The organism is Arthrobacter sp. AFG7.2 (genome assembly GCF_002892835.1).
Taxonomy (GTDB): domain Bacteria; phylum Actinomycetota; class Actinomycetes; order Actinomycetales; family Micrococcaceae; genus Arthrobacter.
Genome location: NZ_PJMB01000011.1, coordinates 95,579 through 120,428, shown reverse-complemented (window position 1 = coordinate 120,428; position 24,850 = coordinate 95,579). Strand labels below are relative to the sequence as shown.

General features: G+C 66.6%; 23 protein-coding genes. 4 read left to right on the top strand and 19 right to left on the bottom strand.

The window, feature by feature from the left end; genetic code table 11:
• Positions 1 to 112 precede the first annotated feature (112 nt).
• The 4 genes from infB to rimP form a co-directional block, all read right to left on the bottom strand.
• Positions 113 to 3,061 carry a translation initiation factor IF-2 gene (gene infB, locus CXX84_RS16685; protein WP_102977841.1) on the bottom strand — a complete coding sequence of 983 codons (2,949 nt, stop codon included), beginning with the start codon at positions 3,059 to 3,061 and terminating at the stop codon, positions 113 to 115.
• A gap of 152 nt (positions 3,062 to 3,213) precedes the next feature.
• Positions 3,214 to 3,555, bottom strand: a complete 342-nt coding sequence (locus CXX84_RS16680; protein ID WP_317614958.1) for a YlxR family protein — start codon at positions 3,553 to 3,555, stop codon at positions 3,214 to 3,216.
• A gap of 180 nt (positions 3,556 to 3,735) precedes the next feature.
• Positions 3,736 to 4,716: a transcription termination factor NusA gene (nusA, locus tag CXX84_RS16675; protein ID WP_102977839.1), complete on the bottom strand. Its 981-nt coding sequence runs from the start codon at positions 4,714 to 4,716 to the stop codon at positions 3,736 to 3,738.
• Positions 4,716 to 5,330, bottom strand: coding sequence for a ribosome maturation factor RimP (gene rimP / locus CXX84_RS16670; protein ID WP_102977838.1), 615 nt, complete (start codon positions 5,328 to 5,330; stop codon positions 4,716 to 4,718). Before rimP ends, nusA begins: the two co-directional genes overlap by 1 nt.
• 134 nt (positions 5,331 to 5,464) lie before the next feature.
• Between rimP and CXX84_RS16665 the strand changes: the two genes are divergently transcribed.
• The 3 genes from CXX84_RS16665 (at position 5,465) to CXX84_RS16655 (ending at position 8,578) form a co-directional block, all read left to right on the top strand.
• Positions 5,465 to 6,607: a DUF4439 domain-containing protein gene (locus CXX84_RS16665; protein WP_223253131.1), complete on the top strand. Its 1,143-nt coding sequence runs from the start codon at positions 5,465 to 5,467 to the stop codon at positions 6,605 to 6,607.
• A 154-nt stretch (positions 6,608 to 6,761) separates the two neighbouring features.
• The gene (locus tag CXX84_RS16660) at positions 6,762 to 7,463 is read left to right on the top strand and encodes a VIT1/CCC1 transporter family protein (RefSeq protein WP_223253133.1); all 702 of its coding nucleotides are present in this window, start codon (positions 6,762 to 6,764) and stop codon (positions 7,461 to 7,463) included.
• A 68-nt stretch (positions 7,464 to 7,531) separates the two neighbouring features.
• Complete coding sequence (locus tag CXX84_RS16655; protein WP_102977836.1) at positions 7,532 to 8,578, top strand: aminoglycoside phosphotransferase family protein; 1,047 nt, start codon at positions 7,532 to 7,534, stop codon at positions 8,576 to 8,578.
• A 34-nt stretch (positions 8,579 to 8,612) separates the two neighbouring features.
• Here CXX84_RS16655 and CXX84_RS16650 read toward each other — a convergent pair whose 3' ends face one another.
• The 12 genes from CXX84_RS16650 to CXX84_RS16595 all read right to left on the bottom strand — a co-directional run bounded on the left by CXX84_RS16650 (position 8,613) and on the right by CXX84_RS16595 (position 21,181).
• A complete protein-coding gene (locus CXX84_RS16650; RefSeq protein ID WP_102977835.1) occupies positions 8,613 to 10,004 on the bottom strand; it encodes a pyridoxal phosphate-dependent decarboxylase family protein in 1,392 nt (463 codons plus the stop codon).
• Positions 10,005 to 10,078: 74 nt separating this feature from the next.
• A complete protein-coding gene (locus tag CXX84_RS16645) occupies positions 10,079 to 10,873 on the bottom strand; it encodes a sulfite exporter TauE/SafE family protein (protein ID WP_102977834.1) in 795 nt (264 codons plus the stop codon).
• 7 nt (positions 10,874 to 10,880) lie between these two features.
• Positions 10,881 to 12,692: a proline--tRNA ligase gene (locus CXX84_RS16640; RefSeq protein ID WP_102977833.1), complete on the bottom strand. Its 1,812-nt coding sequence runs from the start codon at positions 12,690 to 12,692 to the stop codon at positions 10,881 to 10,883.
• Positions 12,693 to 13,012: 320 nt separating this feature from the next.
• On the bottom strand, positions 13,013 to 13,903 hold the full coding sequence (locus tag CXX84_RS16635; RefSeq protein WP_102977832.1) for a DUF4081 domain-containing GNAT family N-acetyltransferase: 891 nt from the start codon (positions 13,901 to 13,903) through the stop codon (positions 13,013 to 13,015).
• On the bottom strand, positions 13,866 to 15,032 hold the full coding sequence (gene ispG / locus CXX84_RS16630; protein WP_066274770.1) for a flavodoxin-dependent (E)-4-hydroxy-3-methylbut-2-enyl-diphosphate synthase: 1,167 nt from the start codon (positions 15,030 to 15,032) through the stop codon (positions 13,866 to 13,868). The genes CXX84_RS16635 and ispG overlap by 38 nt, the downstream gene beginning before the upstream one ends.
• 36 nt (positions 15,033 to 15,068) lie before the next feature.
• On the bottom strand, positions 15,069 to 15,362 hold the full coding sequence (locus tag CXX84_RS16625; protein ID WP_102977831.1) for a YciI family protein: 294 nt from the start codon (positions 15,360 to 15,362) through the stop codon (positions 15,069 to 15,071).
• Positions 15,363 to 15,459: 97 nt separating this feature from the next.
• On the bottom strand, positions 15,460 to 15,975 hold the full coding sequence (locus CXX84_RS16620) for a hypothetical protein (protein ID WP_102977830.1): 516 nt from the start codon (positions 15,973 to 15,975) through the stop codon (positions 15,460 to 15,462).
• Positions 15,972 to 16,637, bottom strand: coding sequence for a MarR family transcriptional regulator (locus CXX84_RS16615; protein WP_102977829.1), 666 nt, complete (start codon positions 16,635 to 16,637; stop codon positions 15,972 to 15,974). The genes CXX84_RS16620 and CXX84_RS16615 overlap by 4 nt, the downstream gene beginning before the upstream one ends.
• Positions 16,638 to 16,736: 99 nt before the next feature.
• Complete coding sequence (locus CXX84_RS16610; protein ID WP_102977828.1) at positions 16,737 to 18,068, bottom strand: M50 family metallopeptidase; 1,332 nt, start codon at positions 18,066 to 18,068, stop codon at positions 16,737 to 16,739.
• Positions 18,069 to 18,085: 17 nt separating this feature from the next.
• On the bottom strand, positions 18,086 to 19,270 hold the full coding sequence (dxr, locus tag CXX84_RS16605) for a 1-deoxy-D-xylulose-5-phosphate reductoisomerase (protein ID WP_102977827.1): 1,185 nt from the start codon (positions 19,268 to 19,270) through the stop codon (positions 18,086 to 18,088).
• A gap of 36 nt (positions 19,271 to 19,306) precedes the next feature.
• Positions 19,307 to 20,395: an NAD(P)/FAD-dependent oxidoreductase gene (locus tag CXX84_RS16600; RefSeq protein WP_102977826.1), complete on the bottom strand. Its 1,089-nt coding sequence runs from the start codon at positions 20,393 to 20,395 to the stop codon at positions 19,307 to 19,309.
• A 42-nt stretch (positions 20,396 to 20,437) separates the two neighbouring features.
• A complete protein-coding gene (locus CXX84_RS16595; RefSeq protein WP_102977825.1) occupies positions 20,438 to 21,181 on the bottom strand; it encodes a TSUP family transporter in 744 nt (247 codons plus the stop codon).
• A 50-nt stretch (positions 21,182 to 21,231) separates the two neighbouring features.
• Here CXX84_RS16595 and CXX84_RS16590 point away from each other — a divergent pair, with 50 nt between their 5' ends.
• Entirely contained in the window at positions 21,232 to 22,701 is a 1,470-nt protein-coding gene (locus CXX84_RS16590; protein ID WP_102977824.1) for a lipase maturation factor family protein, read from the top strand.
• Positions 22,702 to 22,706: 5 nt separating this feature from the next.
• Here CXX84_RS16590 and CXX84_RS16585 read toward each other — a convergent pair whose 3' ends face one another.
• From CXX84_RS16585 to CXX84_RS16575, 3 genes are read right to left on the bottom strand one after another with little or no spacing between them, the layout of a single operon-like run.
• Positions 22,707 to 23,546, bottom strand: coding sequence for an HpcH/HpaI aldolase/citrate lyase family protein (locus CXX84_RS16585; protein WP_102977823.1), 840 nt, complete (start codon positions 23,544 to 23,546; stop codon positions 22,707 to 22,709).
• The gene (locus CXX84_RS16580) at positions 23,543 to 24,085 is read right to left on the bottom strand and encodes a MaoC family dehydratase (RefSeq protein WP_102977822.1); all 543 of its coding nucleotides are present in this window, start codon (positions 24,083 to 24,085) and stop codon (positions 23,543 to 23,545) included. Before CXX84_RS16580 ends, CXX84_RS16585 begins: the two co-directional genes overlap by 4 nt.
• Positions 24,082 to 24,849 carry a CoA transferase subunit B gene (locus tag CXX84_RS16575; protein ID WP_102977821.1) on the bottom strand — a complete coding sequence of 256 codons (768 nt, stop codon included), beginning with the start codon at positions 24,847 to 24,849 and terminating at the stop codon, positions 24,082 to 24,084. Before CXX84_RS16575 ends, CXX84_RS16580 begins: the two co-directional genes overlap by 4 nt.
• Between the last annotated feature and the right edge of the window lies 1 nt (position 24,850).

The window sequence follows — 24,850 nt, the reverse complement described above, 5'->3', positions numbered from 1 at the left end:
GAGTGGCATCGGGCCTACCGGAGCTGGGCGGCAGAGGATCGCAAGATCCTTTGCCGCCCAGCGTAGGGGCGGGGCGCCCCCAAAACTCGGAGGCGCCCCAACAACAGACAGACTAGACGCGCGGCTTCTCACGCATCTCGAAGGTCTCGATGATGTCGCCTTCGGTGATGTCGTTATACGAGCCAAGGCCGATACCACACTCGAAGTCCGTGCGGACCTCGGTGGCGTCGTCCTTGAAGCGCTTGAGCGTCTCAACGGTGAGGTTGTCACCGATGATTTTGCCGTCGCGGCTGATGCGCGCCTTGGTGTTACGGCGGATGATGCCCGAGCGGACGATCGAGCCTGCGATGTTTCCGAACTTGGAGGAGCGGAAGACTTCGCGGACTTCGGCGGTGCCAAGCTGGAATTCTTCGTATTCCGGCTTGAGCATGCCCTTGAGCGCCATCTCGATGTCATCGATTGCGGAGTAGATGACCGAGTAGAAGCGCATGTCCACGCCTTCGCGGTCTGCCAGTTCGGCAACGCGCTCGGCAGGCTTGACGTTGAAGCCGATGATAACGGCGCTGTCCACCGTTGCCAGGTTGACGTCGTTCTGCGTGATGGCACCAACACCGCGGTGGATGACGCGCAGCTGCACGCCTTCGCCGACGTCGATCTTGAGCAGGGCGTCCTCGAGGGCTTCCACGGCACCGGACACGTCACCCTTGAGGATGAGGTTGAGGGTGTCGATCTTGCCGTCGGCCACTGCCTGGTCAAAGTCTTCCAGGCTGATGCGCTTGCGGCGCTTGGCCAGGGCGGCGTTGCGGTCGGCTGCTTCACGCTTCTCGGCGATCTGGCGGGCGGTGCGCTCGTCAGCAGTCACGAAGAAGGTGTCGCCTGCACGCGGCACGTTGGACAGACCCAGCACCTGCACGGGGCGGGACGGGCCGGCCTCGGTCAGTGCGCTGCCGTCGTCGTCGAACATTGCGCGGACGCGGCCGTGGGCCGTGCCTGCAACGATCGTGTCACCGACGCGCAAGGTACCGGACTGCACCAGGACGGTGGCAACCGCACCGCGGCCCTTGTCCAGGTTGGCTTCGATCGCGATGCCGCGGGCGTCCTTGTTCGGGTTGGCGCGCATGTCCAGGGCAGCGTCTGCGGTCAGCAGGACAGCCTCGAGCAGCTCGTCGATGTTGAGGTTCTGGCGGGCAGAGACCTCTACGAACATGGTGTCGCCACCGTATTCTTCCGGAACCAGGCCGTACTCGGTCAGCTGGCCGCGGACCTTGTCCGGGTTGGCGCCTTCCTTGTCGATCTTGTTCACGGCCACGACGATCGGCACGTTGGCTGCCTGTGCGTGGTTGAGGGCTTCAACGGTCTGCGGCATCACGCCGTCGTCCGCTGCTACCACCAGGATGGCGATGTCGGTGACCTTCGCACCACGGGCACGCATGGCGGTGAACGCCTCGTGGCCCGGGGTGTCGATGAAGGTGATCTTCCGGTCCACGTCTTCATGGGTGTGCGTGACCTGGTAGGCACCGATGTGCTGCGTGATGCCGCCGTGCTCGCCCGCCATGACGTCGGACTTGCGGATGGCGTCGAGCAGGCGGGTTTTACCGTGGTCCACGTGGCCCATGACGGTGACAACTGGAGGACGTGCCTCGAGTTCTTCATCGCCTTCGGCTTCGAGCTCGGCGTCGAAGTCGATGTCGAAGCCGGAGAGCAGCTCGCGCTCCTCGTCTTCCGGGGACACAACCTGGAGCTTGTAGCCAAGCTCCTCGCCCAACAGGGCAAAGGTCTCTTCGTCCAGCGACTGCGTGGCCGTTGCCATTTCACCGAGGTGGAACAGCACGGTCACCAGTGCGGCGGGGTTTGCCTCGATCTTGTCGGCGAAGTCCGTGATGGACGATCCGCGGCGCAGGCGGATGACGGTGTTGCCGTCGCCGCGGGGTACGCTCACGCCACCCAGCGACGGGGCACTCATCTGCTCAAGTTCCTGGCGCTTTGCGCGCTTCGACTTGCGCTGCTTGCCACGGCCGGCGCCGCCCTTGCCGAAGGCACCCTGCGTGCCGCCGCGGCCGCGGCCGCCCTTGCCGAAGCCACCACCGGCGGGAGCACCGCCGCCGCCACCGGGACCACCGGTTCCGGGAGCGCCACCGGGGCGTCCGGGACCACGGCCGCCGGCGCCCGGACGTCCTGCACCAGCGGGTGCGGGACGTTCAGTGCGGTTGGGCATCATGCCGGGAGTAGGACGGTTTCCACCGGCGCCACCGGGGCGCGGTGCACCGGGGCGCGGGCCGCCGGCACCTGCTGCGGGACGGGGACCGCCCGCACCGGCTGCGGGACGCGGCCCACCGGGACGGGGACCACCGGCACCGGCTGCGGGACGAGGCCCACCGGGACGGTCGCCGTCGGTACGGCTTCCACCCGGGCGGGGCATGCCCTGGGAGGTGGCAAACGGGTTGTTGCCGGGACGGGGAGCACGCTCGCCGTCGCCGCCACGGCCGCGGGGCATGCCCTGGGACGTCGCGAAGGGGTTGTTGCCCGGACGGGGACCGCCGGGACGGGGTGCTGAACTGCCCTGGCCCGAGCCGCCGGAGCGGGTGGGTGCAGCCGGGGTTTCAGCCTTGGGGGCCGGCCGTGCGCCAGGCTTTGCGCCCGTTGAGGGAGCAGCCGGAGCAGCCGGAGCAGCGGGTGCCGGGGCAGCGGGGGCTGCAGGCGCGCTGGCTGCGGGGGCCGCCGGAGCAGCTGCCTGTGCCGGTGCTGCCGGAGCAGCGGGCGCAGCCGGAGCAGCGGGGACCTGGGCCTGGGGCTGCGGGGCCGGAGCCTTGGGTGCTGCCGGACCGGGGGCCGGCGAGGACGGACGCGCCTCTGCGGGAGCGGCTGCCTTGGGTGCAGCTGCCGGCGCTGCAGCCTTGGGGGCAGCGTCGGGGAAGGCGTTGCGCAGTTTCCGCACAACGGGGGCCTCAATGGTGGAAGAGGCAGAGCGAACGAATTCGCCCAGTTCCTGCAGTTTTGTCACTGCATCTTTGGAAGTAATACCGAGCTCTTTGGCGAGCTCGTGTACGCGGACCTTGGCCACATTTCTCCTGTCTCGGTCCGCACCGAGCCAGGCACGAACCGTCTACTTCTTACTGCGGGCCCAAGCCGCGATTGGTGCAGAAGGGCCCATTGCAGAGCGCAACAAAGTTGTCATCGTTGCGCACTCATCGGTGGGAACTCATCGGGTTTCCATCAGATTTCTGACCCGCTTTCAGGTTGGACGGTTGGTGTTGCAGTTGCCGGAACGCGTGCAACGTTCGGGCCCGACTTAATCCGGTGTTCGACGGCGGCGGTCCCGGTTGCGCCCCCCAGGGCACGTCCGAATGCTCGCCGCTTCACAGCCAGAGCCAGGCACGATTCGCTGGGGTGCAGCCATGCACCCCGGCCAGCCATCCGGCGTCGTTCATCCACCAGGACAGCGGTTGATCCACTGCCCTCGGCGACGAGCCGGAGTAACTCAGACCGCAACCCCTTCTTCCGGCATCCGATGCAGGTACGCTCCGGTTGATTCCCGCTTGCTTCTGGCACGGTCATCTTCCTGACGTTCATATCTGCTGGCCGGGGACGGCCTTCCTCCGCTGTGAACGGAATGGGGAACGCCCGGGGCGCACGGCTGCCGGCCGTTAGGCGCGGTCTTTACCATTCTAGCCCCTCCCGGCCTGTCTGCCCGAAACCAAGCAGGCGTTTTCAGGGCGGGAGGGCCTCGGGAACCTCTTAGTTGTCCCGGGCTGCGGCGGCGTCGGACACGATGTCAATCCGCCATCCGGTCAGCTTTGCCGCCAGCCGGGCGTTCTGGCCTTCTTTACCGATCGCCAGGGAGAGCTGGTAGTCCGGTACCACCACCCGGGCTGACCGGGTGGCTTCGTCGGTAATGGTGACGGAATTCACGCGCGAGGGCGAGAGCGCACTGGCAATAAACGTGGCCGGATTCTCGCTGTAGTCGACAATGTCGATCTTTTCGTCGTTAAGCTCGGTCATCACGGCGCGGACGCGGGAACCCATTTCGCCAATGCAGGCGCCCTTGGCGTTGATCCCGGCAGCGTTTGCCTTGACAGCGATCTTGGTGCGGTGGCCGGCTTCCCTGGCCAGCGCCACGATCTCGACGGAGCGGTCCGCGATCTCCGGGACCTCCAGTTCGAAGAGCTTGCGGACCAGGCCGGGGTGCGACCTCGAGAGCGTGACAGACGGGCCCTTGGAGCCGCGGTGGACATCAATGACCAAAGCACGCAGCCGGTTGCCGTGGATGTACTTCTCCCCCGGAACCTGCTCCGGCGGCGGCAGCAGAGCCTCCACGGAACCCAGGTTGACCTGGATCATGTGTGGGTTGTTGCCCTGCTGGATGGTGCCGGACACCAGTTCGCCTTCACGGCCCTTGAATTCGCCCAGGACGTTGTCGTCTTCAACGTCGCGCAGGCGCTGCAGGATGATCTGGCGTGCGGTGCTTGCGGCGATCCGGCCGAACCCCTCAGGGGTGTCTTCGAACTCGCCGATGGGGGCGCCGTCGTCGTCAATTTCCACGGCCCAGATGGTCACGTGGCCGCTTTTGCGGTCCAGCTCTGCACGGGCCTTTTCGAAGGCGCCGGGCGACTTGTGGTACGCCACCAGGAGCGCCTGCTCAATGGTGGGGATCAGGAGGTCCAGCGGGATTTCACGCTCACGCTCCAGAAGTCTCAGTGCGCTCATGTCAATATCCATCAGGCCTCCTCAGAAGGTCCATTGTGTTCAGGTTCCAGACCGTCCTCGTGGAGGTGGCTGAATTCGATCTCGACTTTTCCGTTGCGGATCCTGTCGAAAGGAAGTTTCATGGGTTCGCCCTGCTTTGGCTTCATGCCCTTTTTCACGGCAATCTCGGGCACCAGGGTGACCCCGCCGTCGTCCACGGACTTGATGCGGCCCGTGATGTTGTCACCCTGGACAACGTTGACCTTGACCATCCTGCCTTTGGCGCGGTGCCAGTGGCGGGGCTCCGTCAGCGGGCGGCCGACGCCGGGCGAGGAAACCTCAAGATCATAGGGACGCCCGTCGTCCCCGGGATCATTGTCCAGGACGTCGGAGAGGACCTTTGAGATGTCGGCAATGACGTCAAGGCTGACGCCGCCGGTTTCCTCCTGGGGCAGGTCTACGACGACGTGGACCACGCGGTGGGAACCGGCCACAATGGCCACGTCCTCCAGATAAAGGCGGTTCGCCTGGACCGCGGGTTCAAGGAGCGCGCGGAGCCGGGCAGCTTCCGGGTTGTGTGTGGGGACGGCGTCAGCCTTACCCGTTCCGGTATGGTCCGATGAAGCCGTGGCTTCTGCATTGCTCACGATGCCGCGCCGCCTCCCTATAGATGATGTTGTGTGTACTAGCGTAGCTATTTTACCGGTCCGGCGGGACGGCGATTGCCGACGCCGTGACACCATAGGCTCTTGTGAAAGATGACGTTCAGGAAAACCCCCGAATGCTGCGCTATTTCCGGTACGTCGTCATTTCCTTCACAGCCCTCCTTGTCCTCAGCCTCGGATTTGCGCTGATTCCTGCGGAGCGGCCGGGGCCCGGAGATCCGCCGTTTTCCGAACAGGCGCGTTTGGCCGCCTTGCAGGATGCACTGGATCTGCGGACCGCGGCGGTCCAGCTATCGGCTGAAGCCGCGGCGGGCGGCGCGGCAAACGCGGGGGCTGCCGAAGAGACTGTGACATTGCTGACCCTGCAGGCACGCGCCCTCCTTTCGCCGTCGGACTCCTCCTCCTTTCCAGGCGCATCAGCGTCCGCTTCTTCGCCGCCGGCCGGCTCCCAGGTGCCTTCGACGGCGGCCACGGAGGCACCTGCGGCAGTGCCCACCGGCGCCGGTCTCGCTGCTGCGTTGTCGGCCAGTGCTGCCCGGCGCCTCGCCGATGCGGCAGCAGCCGACGGCGGGATGGCCAGGCTGCTGGCAGGGGTCGGCACCGCGCAGCTGCTTGCGGCGGAAAGCCTTGCCGCAGCAAGCGGGGTTGCGGTGGCAACGCTCCCCCCCGCAGGCGCCGGGACCACGCAAGCCACAGGCAGTCCTGCACCAACAGCCGATCCCACGGCCTCCGCCTGCCCGCTCCAAGGTTCCGGGACCGCTCCTCCAAAGCAGGAAACAAAGGATGCGGAAACCGGGGCCGCGCTGGGCAACATGCTGGCGGCAGCTGTGGCGGCGGAGCAGCAACGCATCTACGCCTACCAGGCGGCACTCTCCCGGCTTGGACCCGATGATGCCCGGGCCGCCGCCACCTTCCTTGGGCAGCACGAGGAACTTGCTGCCGAAGCCGCGGTGCACTCCCGTGCCGCCTGTACTCCCCCGCCGGCGCAGCAGCCGGGCTTTGTGCTGGCTCCGGGATTCCTGGCCGCACCGGTTGACGGGCTGGGAAGCCTGGAACTGGCAGCGTTGCCCGCCTACGGGGACATCGTTGCCCAGGCTGAGGGCCACATGCGCACCTGGGCAATCGCCGCCCTTCAGTCAGGCGCACGGCGCGCTGTCCACTGGGGCAGCGCCCTGGGGCCTGTTCCCGGAGTCGTCCTTGACCAGGGCAAGCTCCCGGAACTTCCACCCGGTCCCACAGCCCGGCCAACTGGAAGCTGACAATCCGGCCGCTGCCGGTGCCGGTGGCCGCGCGTCGTTACTGCCGGAGGTGCTGGTCCGGCGGCGGTTCTGATGGTTTGCTGAAGGCATGGATGCACATGACGCGGCCGAACCTGCAGGAGCGGATGCCCAGAGTCCCGGGCTTCGCCGCCATATGGAGACCGAACCGCACGGCACGGATATTGCCCAGCGGCTGAACTGGCTGCGGGCCGGGGTCCTGGGCGCCAATGACGGCATCGTCTCCGTCGCGGCCATCGTGGTGGGTGTGGCAGGGGCCACCGCCGATTCCGGTCCCATCCTCGCCGCGGGGGCTGCCGGGCTGGTAGGCGGAGCGGTGTCCATGGCACTGGGTGAGTACGTTTCAGTGAGCAGCCAGAGCGACAGCCAGCGGGCTTTGATCGAGAAAGAGCGCCGGGAACTCGCCGAGGAGCCGGAAGAGGAACTGGCCGAACTCACCGCCATCTATCTCGCCAAGGGCCTTACCCCGGCAACAGCAGGCAAGGTTGCTGAAGAACTCACAGCCCACGATGCTCTGGCAGCACACCTCTCCGCCGAGCTCAACATAAACGAGACAGACATCGTGAGCCCCTGGCATGCAGCGTTCGCTTCGGCTGTGGCCTTTGTCATCGGCGCCATCCTCCCCATGCTGGCCATCCTCCTTCCGCCGCCGGACATTCGGGTCCCCTTGACGTTCGCTGCCGTTCTGGTGGCTCTTGCGCTGACGGGAGCACTCGGGGCGTGGATCGGCGGCGGGTCAAAGACCAAGGCCGCAGTGAGGGTGGTAGTGGGTGGCGCCCTGGCTCTCGCCGCCACCTTCAGCGTCGGCACCCTGCTGGGCGCCACGGGGGTGGTGTAGGGAACCCGCCGTCCGGGGGGACGCCTGGCAGAACAGGCAGCAGGGCCATTGCACCTAGGCTGGAACTGATGTTTCCCTCAACGGCAATACCTGTTCCGCCGGACCTCGCGGCGCGCTACACCCGGACTCCGGCAGGGCGGGCATGGCTGGCGTCCCTGCCCGCTATTGCCGGGGACCTGATGGCGTTGTGGCGGCTGGTGCCCGATCTCGCTCCCGGCGCCCTGCCCTGGAACGGCCACGGCGCCATGGTGGTTCCGGTGCTGCAGGAGGATGGCCTTCCCGCGGCCCTCAAAATCGCGTTCCCCCACGAGGAGGCGCGTGTTGAACGCCATGCGCTGGACCTGTGGGCCGGGCGGGGCGCCGTCGCCCTGCTGGCCTCGGATGCCGGTAGGTGCTCCATGCTCCTCGAAAGGCTCGACGGGACACGTTCCCTCGTGACCGCCCCTATGGATGAGGCCGCGGCTGTGTGGGGCGGACTGGTCCGGCAGTTAAGCCTCGTTCCCGATGACCGGCCCCAATGGCGGGAGTTCGATCACATCGCCGCGCGTGCCGAGCAATGGAGCGACGACCTGCCCGCGGATTGGGACCAGCTGGGACGCCCCTTTCCCCGGTGGCTGCTGGAAGCGGCCCTTGAGGTGTGCCAGACCCGGGGCGCGGTAGGGCGCCGCTCGGCACGTGACGTCCTGGTCCATACGGACCTGCACTATCTCAACATCCTTGCCGCGCCGGCCACTGGTGCCACAGCTGAAAGGCCGACGCCGGACGGTTACGCCGCCATTGATCCCCAGCCGATGATCGGCGAACCGGAGTTCGCCGTGGCGCCGCTGTTATGGAACCGCCTGCAGGACCTGCCGCTGAACCAGCCGGAATCCGGGCTGCGCCGGCGCTGCGCTGATTTCAGCACCGCTGCAGGGCTGGACCCTGAGGTTGCCCGGCAGTGGGCCCTGGCGCGGGAAGTGGCCAATGCGCTGTGGTATGCAGGGAACCCGGGCCATCGCGGAGACCTGGCACGGTCGCTGTGGGTGGCCAGCACCCTCGCCGGCCGCACCCTTGAGGGGCTGCCGCCGGCGCATGCCTTGCCGGAGCCCGGGCGGACGTACAGCGACGCAGGCTGAGCGAAGGGCCCTGCCCGGCGCTCCGGGGGCAGGATCAGATCCCGCGCACGCTGGAAAGTGCAGAACTGACCGCGTCCACTGCCGTGCGGACCTCATCCCCCGCAGTGTGCCAGTTGCTCACCGAGACCCGCAGGATATCCCGGTCCTGCCAGCGGGAGCCTGACATCCATACCTTGCCGTCCTTGATGATCTGCGCCGTCACAGCCCTGGTTGTCGCGTCGTCGCCGAACGCCACGCACACCTGGGTGTAGCCGACGTCGTTCAACACCTCCACGCCGTCGAGTCCGGAAAGGCCGGCGGCGATATCCGAAGCGGCCGCAGCCATCCCCCTCACCTGTGCCGCCACACCATCGCTGCCAAGGCTCTTCAGTGCCGCCCAAACCGGCACGCCGCGGGCGCGCCGGGAAAGTTCCGGGACTTTCTCGAACGGATCGCCGGGGCCCTCGGTGTCGTGCACGAGGAAACTGGTGTGCAAGCCCATGGCGGAACGGAGGGCGGAAGCGTCCCGGACGACTGCTATGCCGCAGTCGTAGGGCACGTTGAGTGTTTTATGAGCGTCTGTGCCCCAGGAATCGGCGTCCTCGCAGCCGCGCGTCAGGCCGCGCAGTTCCGGCACTGCAGCTGCCCACAGGCCGAACGCGCCGTCCACATGAACCCAGGCTCCATGCTTCCGGGCAACGCGGACGGCTTCGGGGAAGGGGTCAAAAGCACCGGAATGGAGGTTCCCCGCCTGCAGGCAGACCAATGCCGGCCCTGAACCTCCAGCCAGCGCCGCGTCCAGGGCATCCGGGATCAGGCGCCCCTGGCCATCGGCCGCCACGGCGACGGGCTTGCCCAAGCCCAGATAGCGCAGGCCCAGATCCACGCTGTCATGGCGTTCCCGCCCCACAAAACAGCGGATCCGAGGAGCCCCGAACAGCCCGTCGCGGTCCAGGTCCCAGCCTGCGTCGCTGAGAAGCCGCCACCTGGCGGCGGCCATCCCGGTGAAGTTGGCCATCGTGGCACCGGTCACGAAGCCGACGTCGGATCCCGCCGGCAGTCCAAGCAGCTCCAGGAGCCAGGTGCCGGCGCTCTCCTCGATGGCGGCCATGGCGGGAGTGGCATACCGCAGTCCGGCGTTCTGGTCCCAGGCGCTCACCAGCCAGTCCGAGGCCAGTGCGGCAGGCAACGTCCCCCCGATCACCCAACCGAAGAAGCGGCCGGAGGACATGGCCATGAGTCCTGGTTCGGCCGTTGCTGCCAGCAGGTCCACCACCTCCTCTGCGGGCATGCCGCCCCGTGGCAGCCGCCCGCCAAGGACCTCAGTAAGGTCATGGGCGGCCACTTCCGGCCGCACCGGCCGGCCGGGGAGGCTTTGGAGCCAGGCTGTTGAGTGGCGGGCCGCTGCTGCCAGGGCCTTGGCGTACTCCTCGCCGCCGTGTGACATACCTGCATGCTACGCCTGACCGTCTGCCGCCACGAGCCCTGGTTTCCGTACAGTGTCAGGGCGTTCGGGCGTCGTCAGGCGAAGTTTTCCTGCCAAACGTCGTAACCGAGCTTGATGATGAGCGCAGAAACCACCAGCAGGAAGACCACCCGGACAAAACGGCTCCCCTGCTTCACTGCCGTCCTGGCTCCGAGGTAGCCGCCGGCCATGTTCGCGACCCCCAGCAGCAGCCCCACGCCCCACAGGAGTGAGCCATGAGGCAGGAAAAACAGCAGCGCCCCGGCGTTGGTGGCCATGTTGACGATCTTGGCTTTCGCGCTGGCTTCGAGGAAGGCATACCCCATGGCCGAGACCAGGGCGATGACCAGGAAGGATCCTGTCCCCGGCCCGATCAGGCCGTCATAGAAACCAATGACGGCCCCAATCAGGCACGCCACCACGTAGTGCTTGTGCCCGTCGTGGCGAAGCGCCGTGATGCCCCCGACATCCGGCTTCAGGGCCGTAAAGAGCGCGACGGCGACCAGCGCCGTGACGATGATCGGCTTGAAGACACTGGCGGGCAGGTTTGCCGCAAGAACGGCGCCGCCGAAGCTGCCGGCCAGGGCAATCACGGCCATCGGCAGCGCCGTTTTCAGGTCCGGCCCAACCCGCCGGTAATAGGTCGCAGCGCTGGTGGCGGTGCCGAAGATGGACCCCATTTTGTTGGTGGCCAGGGCCTGGACGGGGGTGATCCCGGGGACCAGCAGCAGGGCGGGGAGCTGGATCAGCCCGCCCCCGCCCACCACTGCGTCAACCCACCCGGCGGCAAAACCGGCCAGCACGATCAAGAGGAGCGTTGCCAGCCCGAGGGATTCGAGTCCGAACTCCACCGTCGCGTCAGTTGCTGCGGACGGCGTTGACTACATAGTCAACAGCCTTGTCCACCGCCACGTTCTCGGCGTCGCCGCTGCGGCGGTCCTTGATCTCCACGACACCGTCCACCAGGCCGCGGCCGACGGCCAGGATGGTGGGAACGCCCACCAGCTCCGCGTCCCCGAACTTGACGCCGGGAGAGACCTTGGGCCGGTCGTCAAGGAGAACGTCAAGCCCGGCTGCTTCAAGATCGGCCGCCAGGCGCTCGGCGGTGGCAAAGATCTCTTCGCCCTTACCCACTGCCACCACATGGACATCAGCCGGAGCAACAGCCCGCGGCCAGACGAGGCCCCTGGCGTCGTGGTTCGACTCGGCCAGCGCTGCTACGGCGCGGGTGACCCCCACACCGTAGGAGCCCATAGTGACCGTAACCTGCTTGCCGTTCTGGTCCAGGACCTTCAGTTCCAGGGCTTCCGCGTACTTGCGGCCCAACTGGAAAATGTGTCCCATCTCGATGCCGCGGGCAGTCTCCAGCGGGCCGGAACCGTCCGGGGCAGGATCCCCTTCGCGGACTTCGGTGCACTCGATGATGCCGTCCCAGGTGAAGTCCCGCCCGGCCACCAGGCCGTAGACGTGCTTGCCGGCCTCGTTGGCGCCGGTGATCCAGGCCGAGCCGCGCACCACGCGGGGATCCACCAGGTACAGGAGCTTCGTTGAGCTTTCGGCCCCCAGCAGCGGCTCGTCAACAGACAGGCCGGGCCCAAGGTAGCCCTTGACGATGAGGGGCTGCTTCCTGAGGTCGTCGTCGTTGGCGGCCTCCAGGCCGATTTCGCCGCCAATGGGCAGGAACGCCCCGATGTTGGCCTCAACTCGTTTCAGGTCCACGCCGCGGTCGCCCGGAACGCCGATGACCACCAGCTGGCGTTCCCCGGTGGGCAGGGTGACGGCGAGCACTACATTTTTGAGTGTGTCAGCGGCAGTCCACGCGCCGCCGTCGGCCTCGCTCCTCGGTGCAAGTTCGTTGGACGCTGCCACCAGGGTGTCGATGGTGGGGGTGTCCGGGGTGTCCCGGACGACGGCGGACGGGGCACTGCTGAAGTCGGTCTCTGCCGGAACAACGGTGGTGACTGCCTCGACATTGGCTGCGTAGCCGCCCGCGGAACGCACGAAGGTGTCCTCGCCGATGTCCGTGGGGTGCAGGAACTCCTCGCTCCTGGACCCGCCCATGGCGCCGGCCGTCGCCGTGACGGGAATGACCTCCAAACCCAGGCGTTCGAAGATGCGCAGGTAGGCGCCGCGGTGGGCGGCGTAGCTGGCGTCCAGCCCGGCGTCGTCCACGTCGAAGGAGTAGGAGTCCTTCATGATGAATTCGCGGCCGCGCAGGAGGCCCGCGCGGGGACGCGCCTCATCGCGGTACTTGTTCTGGATCTGGTAGAGGCTCAACGGCAGGTCCTTGTAGGAGGAGTACAGGTCCTTGACCAGCAGCGTAAACATTTCCTCGTGGGTGGGGGCCAGCAGGTAGTCGGCGCCCTTGCGGTCCTGAAGCCTGAAGAGGCCCTCGCCGTATTCCGTCCAGCGGTTGGTGGCCTCGTACGGTTCGCGCGGGAGGAGGGCCGGGAAGTGGACTTCCTGCGCCCCGATGTTCGCCATTTCCTCGCGGATGATGGCTTCGACCTTGCGGAGGACGCTCAGTCCCAGCGGCAGCCAGGTGTAGATGCCCGGGGCGGCGCGGCGGATGTATCCCGCGCGGACCAGGAGCCGGTGGCTTGCCACCTCGGCATCGACGGGATCTTCACGCAGGGTGCGCAGGAACAGCTGGGACAGTCTTGTAACCACGGGTGGGTTTCCGTTTCTGGGGAGGTGCTGGAGCAACAGCAGGCCGGGCATTTCGTCTGGGTACTAATCTACCGGCTGGCGGAGCCATTGCCGGCGGCCGTTCCCTGATGCCGCTGCCCGGAGGACAGCACTCCGAAAGCAGTTGAGCCACGCCCGGACATGCAAAGCCCCTGGCCCCCCAAGAGGCTGGTCATCGCATCCGGGCGTGGCTCGACGCCGTTATCGCCTAAGTACTGGTGAGGACTGGTGAGACCGCCCACGCCACTCCAGCGCAGCTAGATCGAACCTATGTGATGCTGCGCACGTTGACAAGTGGCGGGCTAGAAAAGAACAGTCGCGAAGGTCCCTACCTGGCGGAATCCCACCCGCTCATAGGTGGCCCGCGCGCGGGTGTTGAAGCCGTTGACGTACAGGCTTGTGACGGGGGCAATCTTCCGCGCCTGCTCCACCACTGCAGCCATGTAGCCGGGGCTCAGCCCCTGTCCCCGGTAGGCCGGATTCATCCAGACGCCCTGGATCTGGGTGACGCCAGACGTGACGGCACCGAGTTCGGCCTTGAACACCACGTCCCGGGCTTCGTTCAGATGCACCAGGGAATGGCCCTGGCGGATCAGGCCTTCCACGCGGCGGCTGTAGAACTCCCTGCCCCCCAGGAAAGGTGAGTAGCCCACTTCCTCTTCAAACATGGCCGCGCATGCCGGCAGGATACGGTCAAAGTCTGCAAGGTTCCCCAAGCCCAGCCCCGGGTTGGGCTCCACGGACGGCGCCTGGTCAATCGTCATCAGAGGCTGGTCCGGCCGCACCTCATGTGCCCGGTGCCCCAGGTCAGTGAGCTCGGCATGCAGGGCCAGCACCGCAGCGGCCGGCCCGAAAGCTGACGCGTAGCGGCGTCCCGAGGTGTTGGCGGCGGCAGCCACCACGCCGGCAAAGGCTGGATCCAACTGGACGGGGACCAGATTGGCGCCGGCCCAGCACGCACCCGCCAGCACGCCGTCGTCGAACACTCCAAGCACTCCGGCGCCACCGCTGGTGGGAGCGGCGGTGCCGGCAGCCCGCAGGTGGGCGAGGATGAAGACGTTGGAGACCGGATCCTGCTGTGCGAGCAGCCGAAGGGCGGCGGTGTCGTCCCCGTCCAGGGTGCGGACGGAAATCCCGGGAGGAGCGGGGACGTCCTTACGAGACGCTAACCACGGGGCTACCCTTGACAGCATCTTCGCCATCGGCCTCCCCCATCTCTTCAGCGATACGCATGGCCTCTTCGATCAGTGTCTCAACAATTTGGCTCTCGGGGACAGTCTTGATGACTTCGCCCTTCACAAAGATCTGGCCCTTGCCGTTACCGGAGGCAACACCAAGGTCCGCTTCGCGGGCCTCACCGGGTCCGTTCACCACGCAGCCCATAACCGCCACGCGCAGCGGGATCTCCATGCCTTCCAGTCCGGCGGTGACCTGCTCGGCCAGCGTGTACACATCCACCTGGGCGCGGCCGCAGGAGGGGCAGGAAACGATTTCGAGCTTGCGCGGGCGCAGGTTGAGGGACTGCAGGATCTGGTTGCCCACCTTGATTTCCTCTACCGGCGGAGCCGAAAGGGAGACCCTGATCGTGTCGCCAATGCCCTTGGACAGGAGGGCGCCGAAGGCCGTGGCGGACTTGATGGTCCCCTGGAATGCCGGTCCCGCCTCCGTGACACCGAGGTGCAGGGGCCAGTCGCCTTTTTCTGCCAGCATCTCGTAGGCCGCCACCATGATGACGGGGTCGTTGTGCTTGACAGAGATTTTGAAGTCGTGGAAGCCGTGCTCTTCAAAGAGGGACGCCTCCCAGACCGCGGATTCCACCAGTGCTTCAGGTGTGGCTTTGCCGTACTTCTTCAGGATGCCGGGCTCGAGGGATCCGGCGTTGACGCCGATGCGGATGGACGTCCCGTGATCCCTGGCGGCTGCAGCGATTTCCTTGACCTGGTCATCAAACTTGCGGATGTTTCCCGGGTTTACCCGCACTGCGGCACAACCGGCTTCGATCGCCGCGAAGACGTACTTGGGCTGGAAGTGGATGTCCGCGATCACCGGAATCTGGGACTTCCGCGCGATGATGGGCAGCGCCTCGGCGTCGTCAGCGGAAGGGCAGGCCACGCGCACGATGTCACAGCCGGAAGCCGTCAGTTCGGCAATCTGCTGCAGGGTGGCGTTGATGTCCGTGGTGGGGGTGGTGGTCATGGACTGCACGCTGATGGGTGAGTCCGATCCCACTCCCACGGATCCAACTTTGATTTGCCGCGTCTTGCGGCGAGGGGCAAGAACGGGGGGCGGTGCTGAGGGCATTCCCAGGCTGACCGAGGTCACGAGGACTCCTAGAGATTGAAAAGGATTGTGAAGAGGCTACGCGGTGAGGCCCGCGAGCACGCCGATGATGGGTGACCACTCCGTGATACGGGTCCCGGCGATGACTCCGGCGGCGGCGAAGGGATCCTGCTTGAGGATCGAGTTGAGGGCAGCCTCGTCTGCTGTCTTGAAGATCAGGAGCGCTCCGGCGCCGTCACCGTATGGACCGCTCGCAAGGACGGCACCGTCCTCCGCAAGGCCCGCGAGCCATTCGCGGTGCGCTGGCCGGGCCCCGTTGCGGGCTTCGGTGGAATCGGCGGCATAAACGTACTCAACGGCAAAAACTGTCATACCGCTACCCTATCGCCCTGCCTGCCCCCGCACCCATCCGGCGGAAGGAAGAGCCCGTGCAGCCGGCGGGTTTGCACCCGAAGGCCTGCGCAGGCGGTCAGGCCATGAAGAGCACCTTGATGGCGGCAGCTGTCCCGGCCGCCCAGAGCATGGACGTCAGGGTTCCGATAATGAAGCGCTCAGCCGCCACAGGTGTTTCCTTAAGCTCCGCGAACCTGCCCAGACCCTTGATGGCCACGATGTAGGCAATGGCCACTGGCTGGCCGGTGAGGATGGCAAGGCAGACCCCCAGCCGCTCCAGGATCCCGATGATGGCACCGCCCCGAAGGATCCGCTGGGTGGGAACGGGCGGCGCGTGGCCTGCACCCCCCGACGACGGCGGCTCCGCAGCAGCGGTCAGCTCACCGTTGACGCTCTGGGCTTCGTCCCCCGCCGGCAGGTCCACGGTCACATCGGCAGAAGGATCTTCGGCCGCTCTTTTGGCCTCCGCCGCTGCCTTGGCGGCGTCGGCTTTGTCATCGATGGTCTTGGCCAGCCGGAACACCAGTGCGGTCACGGGCCACCCGGCGAATCCTGCCACCAGCAGTGCAACCGCGATCCAGACTGCGTTCACCGGGTTCCTTCCATCGGGGCGGCCAAAGAATGCGCGTACTCCAGGAGCATTGCCGCCGCCGGCCTTGCCGCCCATTCTTCCTGCCAGCCGGACCTGAGCAGGGCACGGCTCACCGATTGCTCCGATATTCCCAACTCCCGGGCCACCTGCTTCTGGGTCCCATGCCTGCCCTCGCCGTCGATTGCCCGCAGCCGGTCCACCACCCGCCATTGGGCCTCCGTGCGCTGTTGCACCAGGCGTCCGATCAGGCGGAGCACTGCCTCTGCGTTTGCACAGGCCACAACGCTTTCCTGCTGCTGAACGTCCCTTCCGCGGACCATAGTGCCGGATACCACCGACAGTGGCACCTGGCCTGCCGCTCCCTTGGCACGTTCCACGGCTTTTCGGGCCGCCACAAAACCGCTTCCGGAGCCTTCGCGCGGGCTGTCCCCCGGGAGAAGCCGGACCGCGCCGATCCCTATCCCCACATACCAGTGCCCGCTGCGGAGTGCGTGCAGTGCGATGTCCACCACCTCGTGGGGATGATCCACCACGCCTTGGAGTTCGTCCCCTACCGTCCGGTCAAAGGGCACTGGAGCCAGATCCCCCAGCGCGGCGGTCAGTTCCGGAACGCGGTCGATATCGGACCTGCTGCCCTGCTGGTCAATCGTGAGAACGTACATTCCCCAACCATACGCAGGTGATCCATCATAATCAATCATAAACGGCTGATAACTAATAATCAGCCAATGCGGGCTGATCGATCAGAAGCGTCAGCGGCCTCAGCCGAAAAGGTTCACCGGCTTCACAATGTCCGCATAGATAAGCAGCGCACTCATGCCCATCAGCAGCACTGCCACCACGTAGGTGACCGGCAGGAGCTTGGCAATGTCAAAGGCGCCCGGGTCCGGCTTGCCGAACAGCTTGGCCACCCGGCGCCTGGCGCCCTCGTAGAGGGCACCGGCAACGTGTCCGCCGTCCAGTGGCAGCAGCGGGATCAGATTGAAGACGGCGAGGGCGAAGTTCAGCCCGGCCAGCAGCCCGATCAGTGCGGCCAGCCGCGACTGCACCGGGATCTCTTCCATAGCGGCCACTTCCCCGGCCACCCGGCCTACCCCCACCACGCTGATGGGTCCGTTGGGGTCACGGGGTTCCTCGCTGAAGGCAGCCTTGGCCACGCCAACAACGCGTGCGGGCAGGTTGAACACCACCCCTGCCACCTGCCGGATGTTCTCGCCCGCCATGGGCAGGACGGACGACGCCGGCTGGGCCACCAGTTCGGTCCGGGAACCGATGCCCAGGAAGCCGACGTCCTGGTATAGGAGGGTGCCGGCGTCGTCAGTTTCCTGGCGCCCGTCAGCCCCGACAACCGGCCGCGCAGACAGCACCGGAGTTACGGTGGTGGACACCTGCGTGCCGTCCCGCTCCACGGTAATTCCTACCTCCCGCCCGGCGGAGGCCCGGATCCATTCCGTCAGCTGGTCCCAGCCGGTCACGGTCTTTCCATCAAAGGAGGTGATTTTGTCATTGGGCTTGAGGCCGGCCGCTGCGGCCGGCGTCAGCCGGCAGTCCGCGGAATCCGGGTCTACCGTCTCCCCCGCCGCAACCTGGCACTTGGAAACGTCGGAGATGGTGGTGGTGGCCGTGGCCACGCCGAAGCCCATCAGCAGCACGGCGGTGAGGAACACGCCAAGGACCATGTTCATGGCCGGCCCGCCCAGCATCACAATGACCTTCTTCCAGACAGGAAGCCGGTAGAACACCCGGTTTTCGTCGCCCGGCCCCACTTCCTCGTGCGCCATGGACCGGGCCTCGGTGGCCAGGGTCTGGAACATTCCGGTACTGGAGGGACGGACGGAACCATCGTCCTGATTGGGCGGGTACATACCGATCATGGACACGTAGCCGCCCAGCGGGATGGCCTTGACGCCGTACTCGGTCTCGCCCTTCCGCCGGGACCACAGCGTAGGGCCGAAGCCGATCATGTACTTGGTCACGCGGACCTTGAAGAGTTTGGCGGGCACGAGATGGCCCACTTCATGGAGCGCGATGGCGGCAGCGATGCCGACGGCCACAAAGACGACGCCGAGGATAAAGAGGAGAACGGGGGTCATGGAGGTGCTGCTGCTTCCTAGAGTCTGCTGACTGCTAAACGTTCGTGGGCGCGGGCACGTGCCCACCCCTCAGCATCCAGGACAGACTCCACGGTCAGCCCGGAGGAACCTGAGTGTTGGCTGAGGACGGCCTCGACGGTGTCCACGATGTCGGTAAACCTGATGCGTCCGGCGTGGAAGGCTGTCACGGCTTCCTCGTTGGCGGCGTTGAACACGGCGGGAAAAGTACTGCCCTGCCTCGCAGCGTCCTTGGCGAGGCCTACAGCGGGAAAAGCTTCGGTATCCAGCGGCTCAAACGTCCAGGTTGCGGCCTTGCTGAAGTCGCAGGCCGCCGCCGCCCCGGGCACCCTGTCCGGCCAGCCCAGCCCGAGCGCGATGGGAAGCCGCATGTCCGGCGGGGACGCCTGGGCAATGATGGACCCGTCCGTGAACTGCACCATCGAGTGCACCACGGACTGGGGATGCACCACCACGTCGATCCGGTCCAGCGGAATATCGAAAAGGAGGTGCGCCTCGATGACTTCCAGGCCTTTGTTGACCAGGGTGGCGGAATTCGTGGTGACCATGACACCCATATCCCAGGTGGGATGGGCCAGGGCCTCCTGTGGGGTTACCCCGTGCAACTCCTCCCTGCTCCTGCCCCGGAACGGACCGCCGGACGCGGTGAGGATGAGTTTTTCCACTTCAGCTGCCGAGCCCGAGCGCAGGCACTGGGCTATGGCGGAATGCTCGGAGTCCACGGGCACAATCTGGCCTTCACGTGCGGCTGCCTTGACCAGGGCTCCGCCAACAATCAGGGATTCCTTGTTGGCCAGGGCCAGGGTGGCGCCGGACTGCAAGGCCGCCAGCGTGGGGGCCAGTCCGATCGAACCGGTGATTCCGTTGAGCACCACGTCTGCCTCAACTGCGGCGATCCGGGTGGACGCGTCTTCTCCGGCGATGATCTCCGGCCGGTAGCCCGGTTTTCCCGCTGCGGCAGCAGCTTCGGCCACCAGTGATGCCAGCTTCCGGGGATCACCGCCGGCGATGCCAATAACGGCGGCTCCCGTGTGCACTGCCTGGCGGGCCAGGAGTTCCAGGTTCCCTCCGCCGGCGCTGAGGGCCACTACCTCGAAAAGGTGCGGGGCGCCGTCGACGACGTCAATCGCCTGGGTGCCGATGGAACCGGTGGATCCAAGGAGGACGATTCTGCGTGGCTGCATTGCTTAAGTATCCCGCACGTGCCGGGCTCAAAGCGTTCATGATTTTCCCAGGTGCGAGCCAGGCCGCAGGATAGGTGGCACGACGCCGGTCAACGCAGTTTCTGCCAGCGCCCCGCCCAGCGCCGGCGCCTGCTTGAAGAGGTTGTGCCCGGCAACGGCGCTGACATTGCCCGCTGACCAGATGCCGACTCCGTCATCACCCCAGGGCAGGCGCGTTACCCAGCAGTGGACATAGCCGGCCGGTTCGGGGTCCAGGCCGGGGAGTGCCCGCCGGACATAGGCGGATGCGCGGGCTGCAAGGGAATCCAAGGCAGCGGAGTCCGCGAGACTCCCGTCCTGCCGCACGGCGGTTGTTTCGCTCAGGCCAACGGCATAATGACGGTTGTCAGCCGAGGGCGCCGCATAGACGCCGGTTTCTCCGAACTCCCCGCTGCCGTCCTGGAATGTGGGCAGCGGAACACCCGCGTCCTGCCGCACCCGGAACGTCACGCGGGCATGCGCGGCGAGCTCAACGGGAATGTCCAGCCCCGCGCCCCTGGCCAGGGCCGCCGTGCCTCGCCCGGCGCACAGGACAACATGGTCGAACCGGTCCGCACTTGACCCGGCGCGGACTTCCGCGCCGCCCTCGGGGATGTGTTGGACAGCCAGCACGTGGTCCTGCACCAAAGCACCTTCAAGGCTCCGGGTCAATGCCTGGAACGCGGCACGCGTCCTGATGGCACCCCCGTTGGCGTCAAGCATCGCCTTGCCCCGGAAGCCCGCAAGGATCGGCAGCGCGGCGGCGAGTTCGGCAGGCGCGAGCAGGGCCACAGGGATGTCCGGCAGGCTGCTGAGGACGCGGAGCTTGCCTTCCACGCCGTCGCCAATGGCTACCGCTCCGGCCCCGGACACCAGTTCCACGCCGAATTCTTCCTCCCAGCCCCGCCAGAGGGCACGGCTCTCGCTCACGAACGCAGCGAGCCGGACGTCGTCGTGCGCATGCCTGAAGATCCTGGACTCACCGGCTGACTGCCCTGAACCCGGGGCCCCGGACTCGTAGACGGTTACGTCCGCGCCTGCCTTCCGGAGGGCATGGGCTGTGGACAGTCCGACGATTCCTGCACCTATTACCGCAACACGTGTCATGGTTCCAGCAAAGCATGTTTCGCCCTGGCGGAGTCGCAGTCCTCAGGCAGCAGCCAGCTCCAGCAGGCCCTTGGTGAGGGTGGCCACTGCTCCCAGGTAGGCGATGACGGTGACGATGCGGCGCGCAGCTGCAGGACGAACCCGGCCGGACAACAGGTCACCGGCCACGATTCCGGTGATCATCGCCGCCAGGATTGCCAGCCACTGCCAGCCTTCGAGTCCCGGGACGTGCCCGCCGGACAGCACGTACTTACTGATCAGCGAGGTAAAACCGGTGGTGATGAAGTACGGCTGAAGGGTGGCGCTGAAGCTCTTCTGCTCCCACCTGCTCGCAATGGCGTATGCGGTGATGGCGGGACCGCCAACACCGGCGGCGGCATTCATCAGTCCGCTGGTAAAGCCGAGGGATGCCATGGGGGCGGGTCCGCTGGCACGCCATGAGCTCCTGGTCAGCCGTTGGGAGGCCAGCAGGGCGATGATGAGCAGGACGCCAATGCAGATCTCCAGCGGGGCCTCCGGCACATTGCTCGCCAGCCAGGCCCCGGGCAGCACGCCGGCCAACGCGGCGAGGGCCAGCCCGAAGTACTTCTTCCAGGCCACGTGCCGCCAGACCCTGGAGAGGATAAGAAGCGAGGACGTGGCGCCGCAGAGGTTGATAATCATCACGCCGTCGAAAGGACCCAGCAGCACCACCAGTACCGGGGACACGAGCAGGCCGAAGCCCAGGCCTGCGACCCGCTGGGCGAGCGCGCCTGCAACGACGGCGATCAGCACCAGCACAAACATCCCTCGATCCTAGTGGCATCGCCGCCGACGCCGGGCGTAACGTGGACTGCGTGGACTGGCTCTCCTGGTTTGACGCGCCGGAATACGAATTCGCCCGGCAGGTGCTGCAGCGGGGTGTGGCGGCACTGTATTTCGTTGCGTTCCTGTCCTCGCTGAACCAGTTTCCGGCGCTGCTGGGTGAGCGTGGCCTGCTCCCGGTACCCGAATACCTTTCCGGTTTCAGCCGCCTGCGCCGGCCCACCCTGTTCCGCTGGCGGTACTCGGACCGGCTGCTGCGCTGGGTGTGCGCGGCAGGGCTCGTGGTGTCGGCGCTGCTCGTGGCCGGCATCCCCCAACAGGGACCGCCATGGGTCCCGCTCATTGCGTTCCTGGCCCTGTGGCTGCTGTACATGTCCATCGTGAATGTGGGGCAGACGTTCTATGGTTTCGGCTGGGAGATGCTGCTCCTGGAGGCCGGCTTCACAGTGGCTTTCCTGGGTTCGGACCAGACCGATCCGCCGCGGACCATCCTGCTCCTGATCGTGTGGCTGGTGTTCCGGCTCGAGTTCGGCGCTGGGATGATCAAGATTCGGGGCGGGCGCGAATGGCGTGACCTGACAGCCCTGAACTACCACCACGAGACCCAGCCCATGCCGGGACCGCTGAGCCGGCAGGCGCACCTGCTGCCAAAGCCCCTGCACAAAGTGGAGGTCCTGGGCAACCACTTCGCCCAGCTGGTGGTGCCCTTCTTCCTGTTTGCTCCCCAGCCGGTCGCCGGCATCGCCGCCGGCATTGTGATCGGCACCCAGTTGTGGCTTGTGGCCAGCGGCAACTTCGCCTGGTTGAACTGGATTGCCATCGTGCTGGCTTTTGCCGCGGTCAGCGACCCCGTTGCGCACGCCGTGCTGCCGGTGATCCCCCTGGACTGGCACGGCGCGTCCGGTGCAGCCCGGGAGACCCCGCTGTGGTGGCTCGCCATCACGCTGGCTGCCACCCTGCTGCTGGTGGTGCTCAGTTACTGGCCGCTGCGCAACCTGTTCTCCCGCCGCCAGCTGATGAATGCCAGCTTTAACCGCTGGCAGCTGGTCAACACCTATGGCGCGTTCGGCAGCGTCACCAAGCAGCGGATCGAGATTGTGGTGGAGGGAACCCTCGACGACGATCCGGACGACTCCTCCGACTGGCGGGAGTACGGTTTCAAGGGCAAGCCAGGCGATGTCCGCAGGCTCCCCCGGCAATGGGCCCCGTACCATCTGCGGCTGGACTGGCTGATGTGGTTCCTGCCGCTGCGGACCGTCCACGAGGAGTGGTTCTACGCCTTCCTCGGCAAGCTGCTGGAAGCGGACCGCCAGGTTCTGCGGCTCCTCCGCGATGACCCGTTCGACGGCGCCGCCCCGCGTTGGGTGCGCGTGCGCAGCTACCGGTACCGGTTTGCCACGCGCAAGGAATTCAGGGAGACCGGGGACCGCTGGGTACGGACCCTCCTGTATGAGCCGATCCCCCCGCTGTCACTGCGGCGGTCACCGGGCCGCCGGGGTTAGTACCGCTAGACGTGCTCCCCTGCCCGCCGGATGACGGCTTCCGCGTGTTTGAGGATGGGTCCGTCAACCATTTTCCCGTTGTACTGGAACACCCCCGCGCCGGCAGTTGCTGCGGCCTGCAGCAGAGCGGCGGCGGCTGCCACGTCTGCTTCCGAGGGAGCATAGGCGCCCCGCACCACGGCAGCCTGGCTGGGGTGGATGCAGGCTTTGGAACTGAAACCGGAGGCCACCGCGTCCGCGGCTTCCTCCGCCAGGCCCGTGAGGTCCGGGATGTTGGTGTAGACGGCATCCACTGCTTCCTTGCCGAGAGCCCGGGCGGCGAGCAGCACGGAGGAACGGGCGTGCAGTGCCACGGCCCGGTAGCCGCCGTCGTCCTTCCTGCTGGAGGTACCGCCGAGCGTTGCCAGCAGATCTTCTGCTCCCCACATCAGCCCCACGACGTTGGGAGCAGCGGCAATCGCGGGGGCGTTCAGCACTCCCAGCGCTGTCTCGCAGAGCGCGATCACCTGGTATCCCTCAAGGGCTTCCAGCTGCCGGGCTGACTCCGCCTTCGCCAGCATGACCGTGCGGTAGGGCGTGTGCGCCAGGCAGTGCAGGTCCTTCCCGAATTCCTCGGTCCCGGCCGGGTTGACCCTGATGATGGTCCTGCTGGGGTCCAGTTCAGGCTCGTCACCTGTGGTCCCGACCTGGGCCAGGATGGCACCGCGGGCACGCTGTTTGTCCGCCGGTGCCACCGCGTCCTCCAGGTCCAGGATGACGGCGTCGGCCCGGGCGGCTGCCTTCTGGTAGCGTTCGGGCCTGTCGGCAGGGCAGAACAGCAGGGCGGGGCCCATTACAAACGTCATACCGGCATTGTCTCCTGTCCGTTGCGGGGCTGACTCACATGAGCCTCCCGCGTCCACATCAGGCAGCTCCGGGTGGCCAGTGCCACCACGGCGCCGTCCTGGTTCCTGCCCGTGTGCTGCATGGTGACGACGCCCTGCCCCGGCCGGGAGCTTGAAAGGCGCTTCCCGCTGATGACCGTCTCCGTGTAGAGCGTGTCGCCATGGTAGAGCGGATGCGGGAACGACACATCAGTCAGGCCGAGCTGGGCGATGATCGTGCCCTGCGTGAGCTGGGAAACGGACTGGCCCACCATCGTGGCCAGGGTGAACATGGAATTCACCAGCCGCTGTCCGAAGGGCTGCCCGGCGCTCCAGGCCGCATCCAGGTGCAGGGCCTGCGTGTTCATGGTGAGTGTGGTGAACAGGACGTTGTCCGCTTCCGTCACCGTGCGGCCGGGGCGGTGGGCGTACACGGCTCCCTCCTCCAGCTCCTCGAAGTACAGCCCGCGCTGCTCGATGACGCGCCTGCCGCCGTCGTCCTGCCTGTCACCGCCGCTCATACGGTAAGTTCCCGGTCCTCTTCGAAAAGGTCCGCCCCCGTGGCGGCGGCAACGTCCTCCACCGAGACATTCGGTGCCAGTTCGCGCAGGACCAGCCGGGATGACGCGGAATCGTCCGCTACGACGTCGATGACGGCCAGGTCCGTGATGATCCGGTCCACACAGCCCTTGCCGGTCAGCGGCAGGGAGCACTCCTGCACGATCTTCGGATTTCCGTTGCGGTCCACGTGCTCCATCATCACGATCACCTTCTTGGCGCCGAACACCAGGTCCATGGCACCGCCCATGCCCTTGACCATCTTGCCCGGGATCATCCAGTTGGCCAGGTCACCGTTGGCGGCGACTTCCATGGCGCCCAGGACTGCCACGTCCACATGCCCGCCGCGGATCATGCCGAAGGAGGAGGCCGAGTCGAAGAACGCAGCCCCGTTGTTGACTGTCACCGTTTCCTTGCCGGCATTGATCAGGTCCGGATCAACGGCGTCCTCCGCAGGATACGGGCCGACGCCGAGGATTCCGTTCTCCGAGTGGAGCACCACTTCCACGCCGTCAGGGATGTAGTTGGGGATGAGCGTGGGCATGCCGATGCCAAGGTTGACGTACTGGCCGTTGCTGAGCTCCTGGGCCACCCGCGCGGCCAGTTCGTTACGGGTCCAGCCTTTGGCGATGGTTCCGTCGGCCTGCGCCTCGTGCTGCTGGGCCGCGCGGCGGTATTCCGGCCTGACGCCTTCGGGCCGGGGAGCGTAGGGGCTGTTGGGATCCATG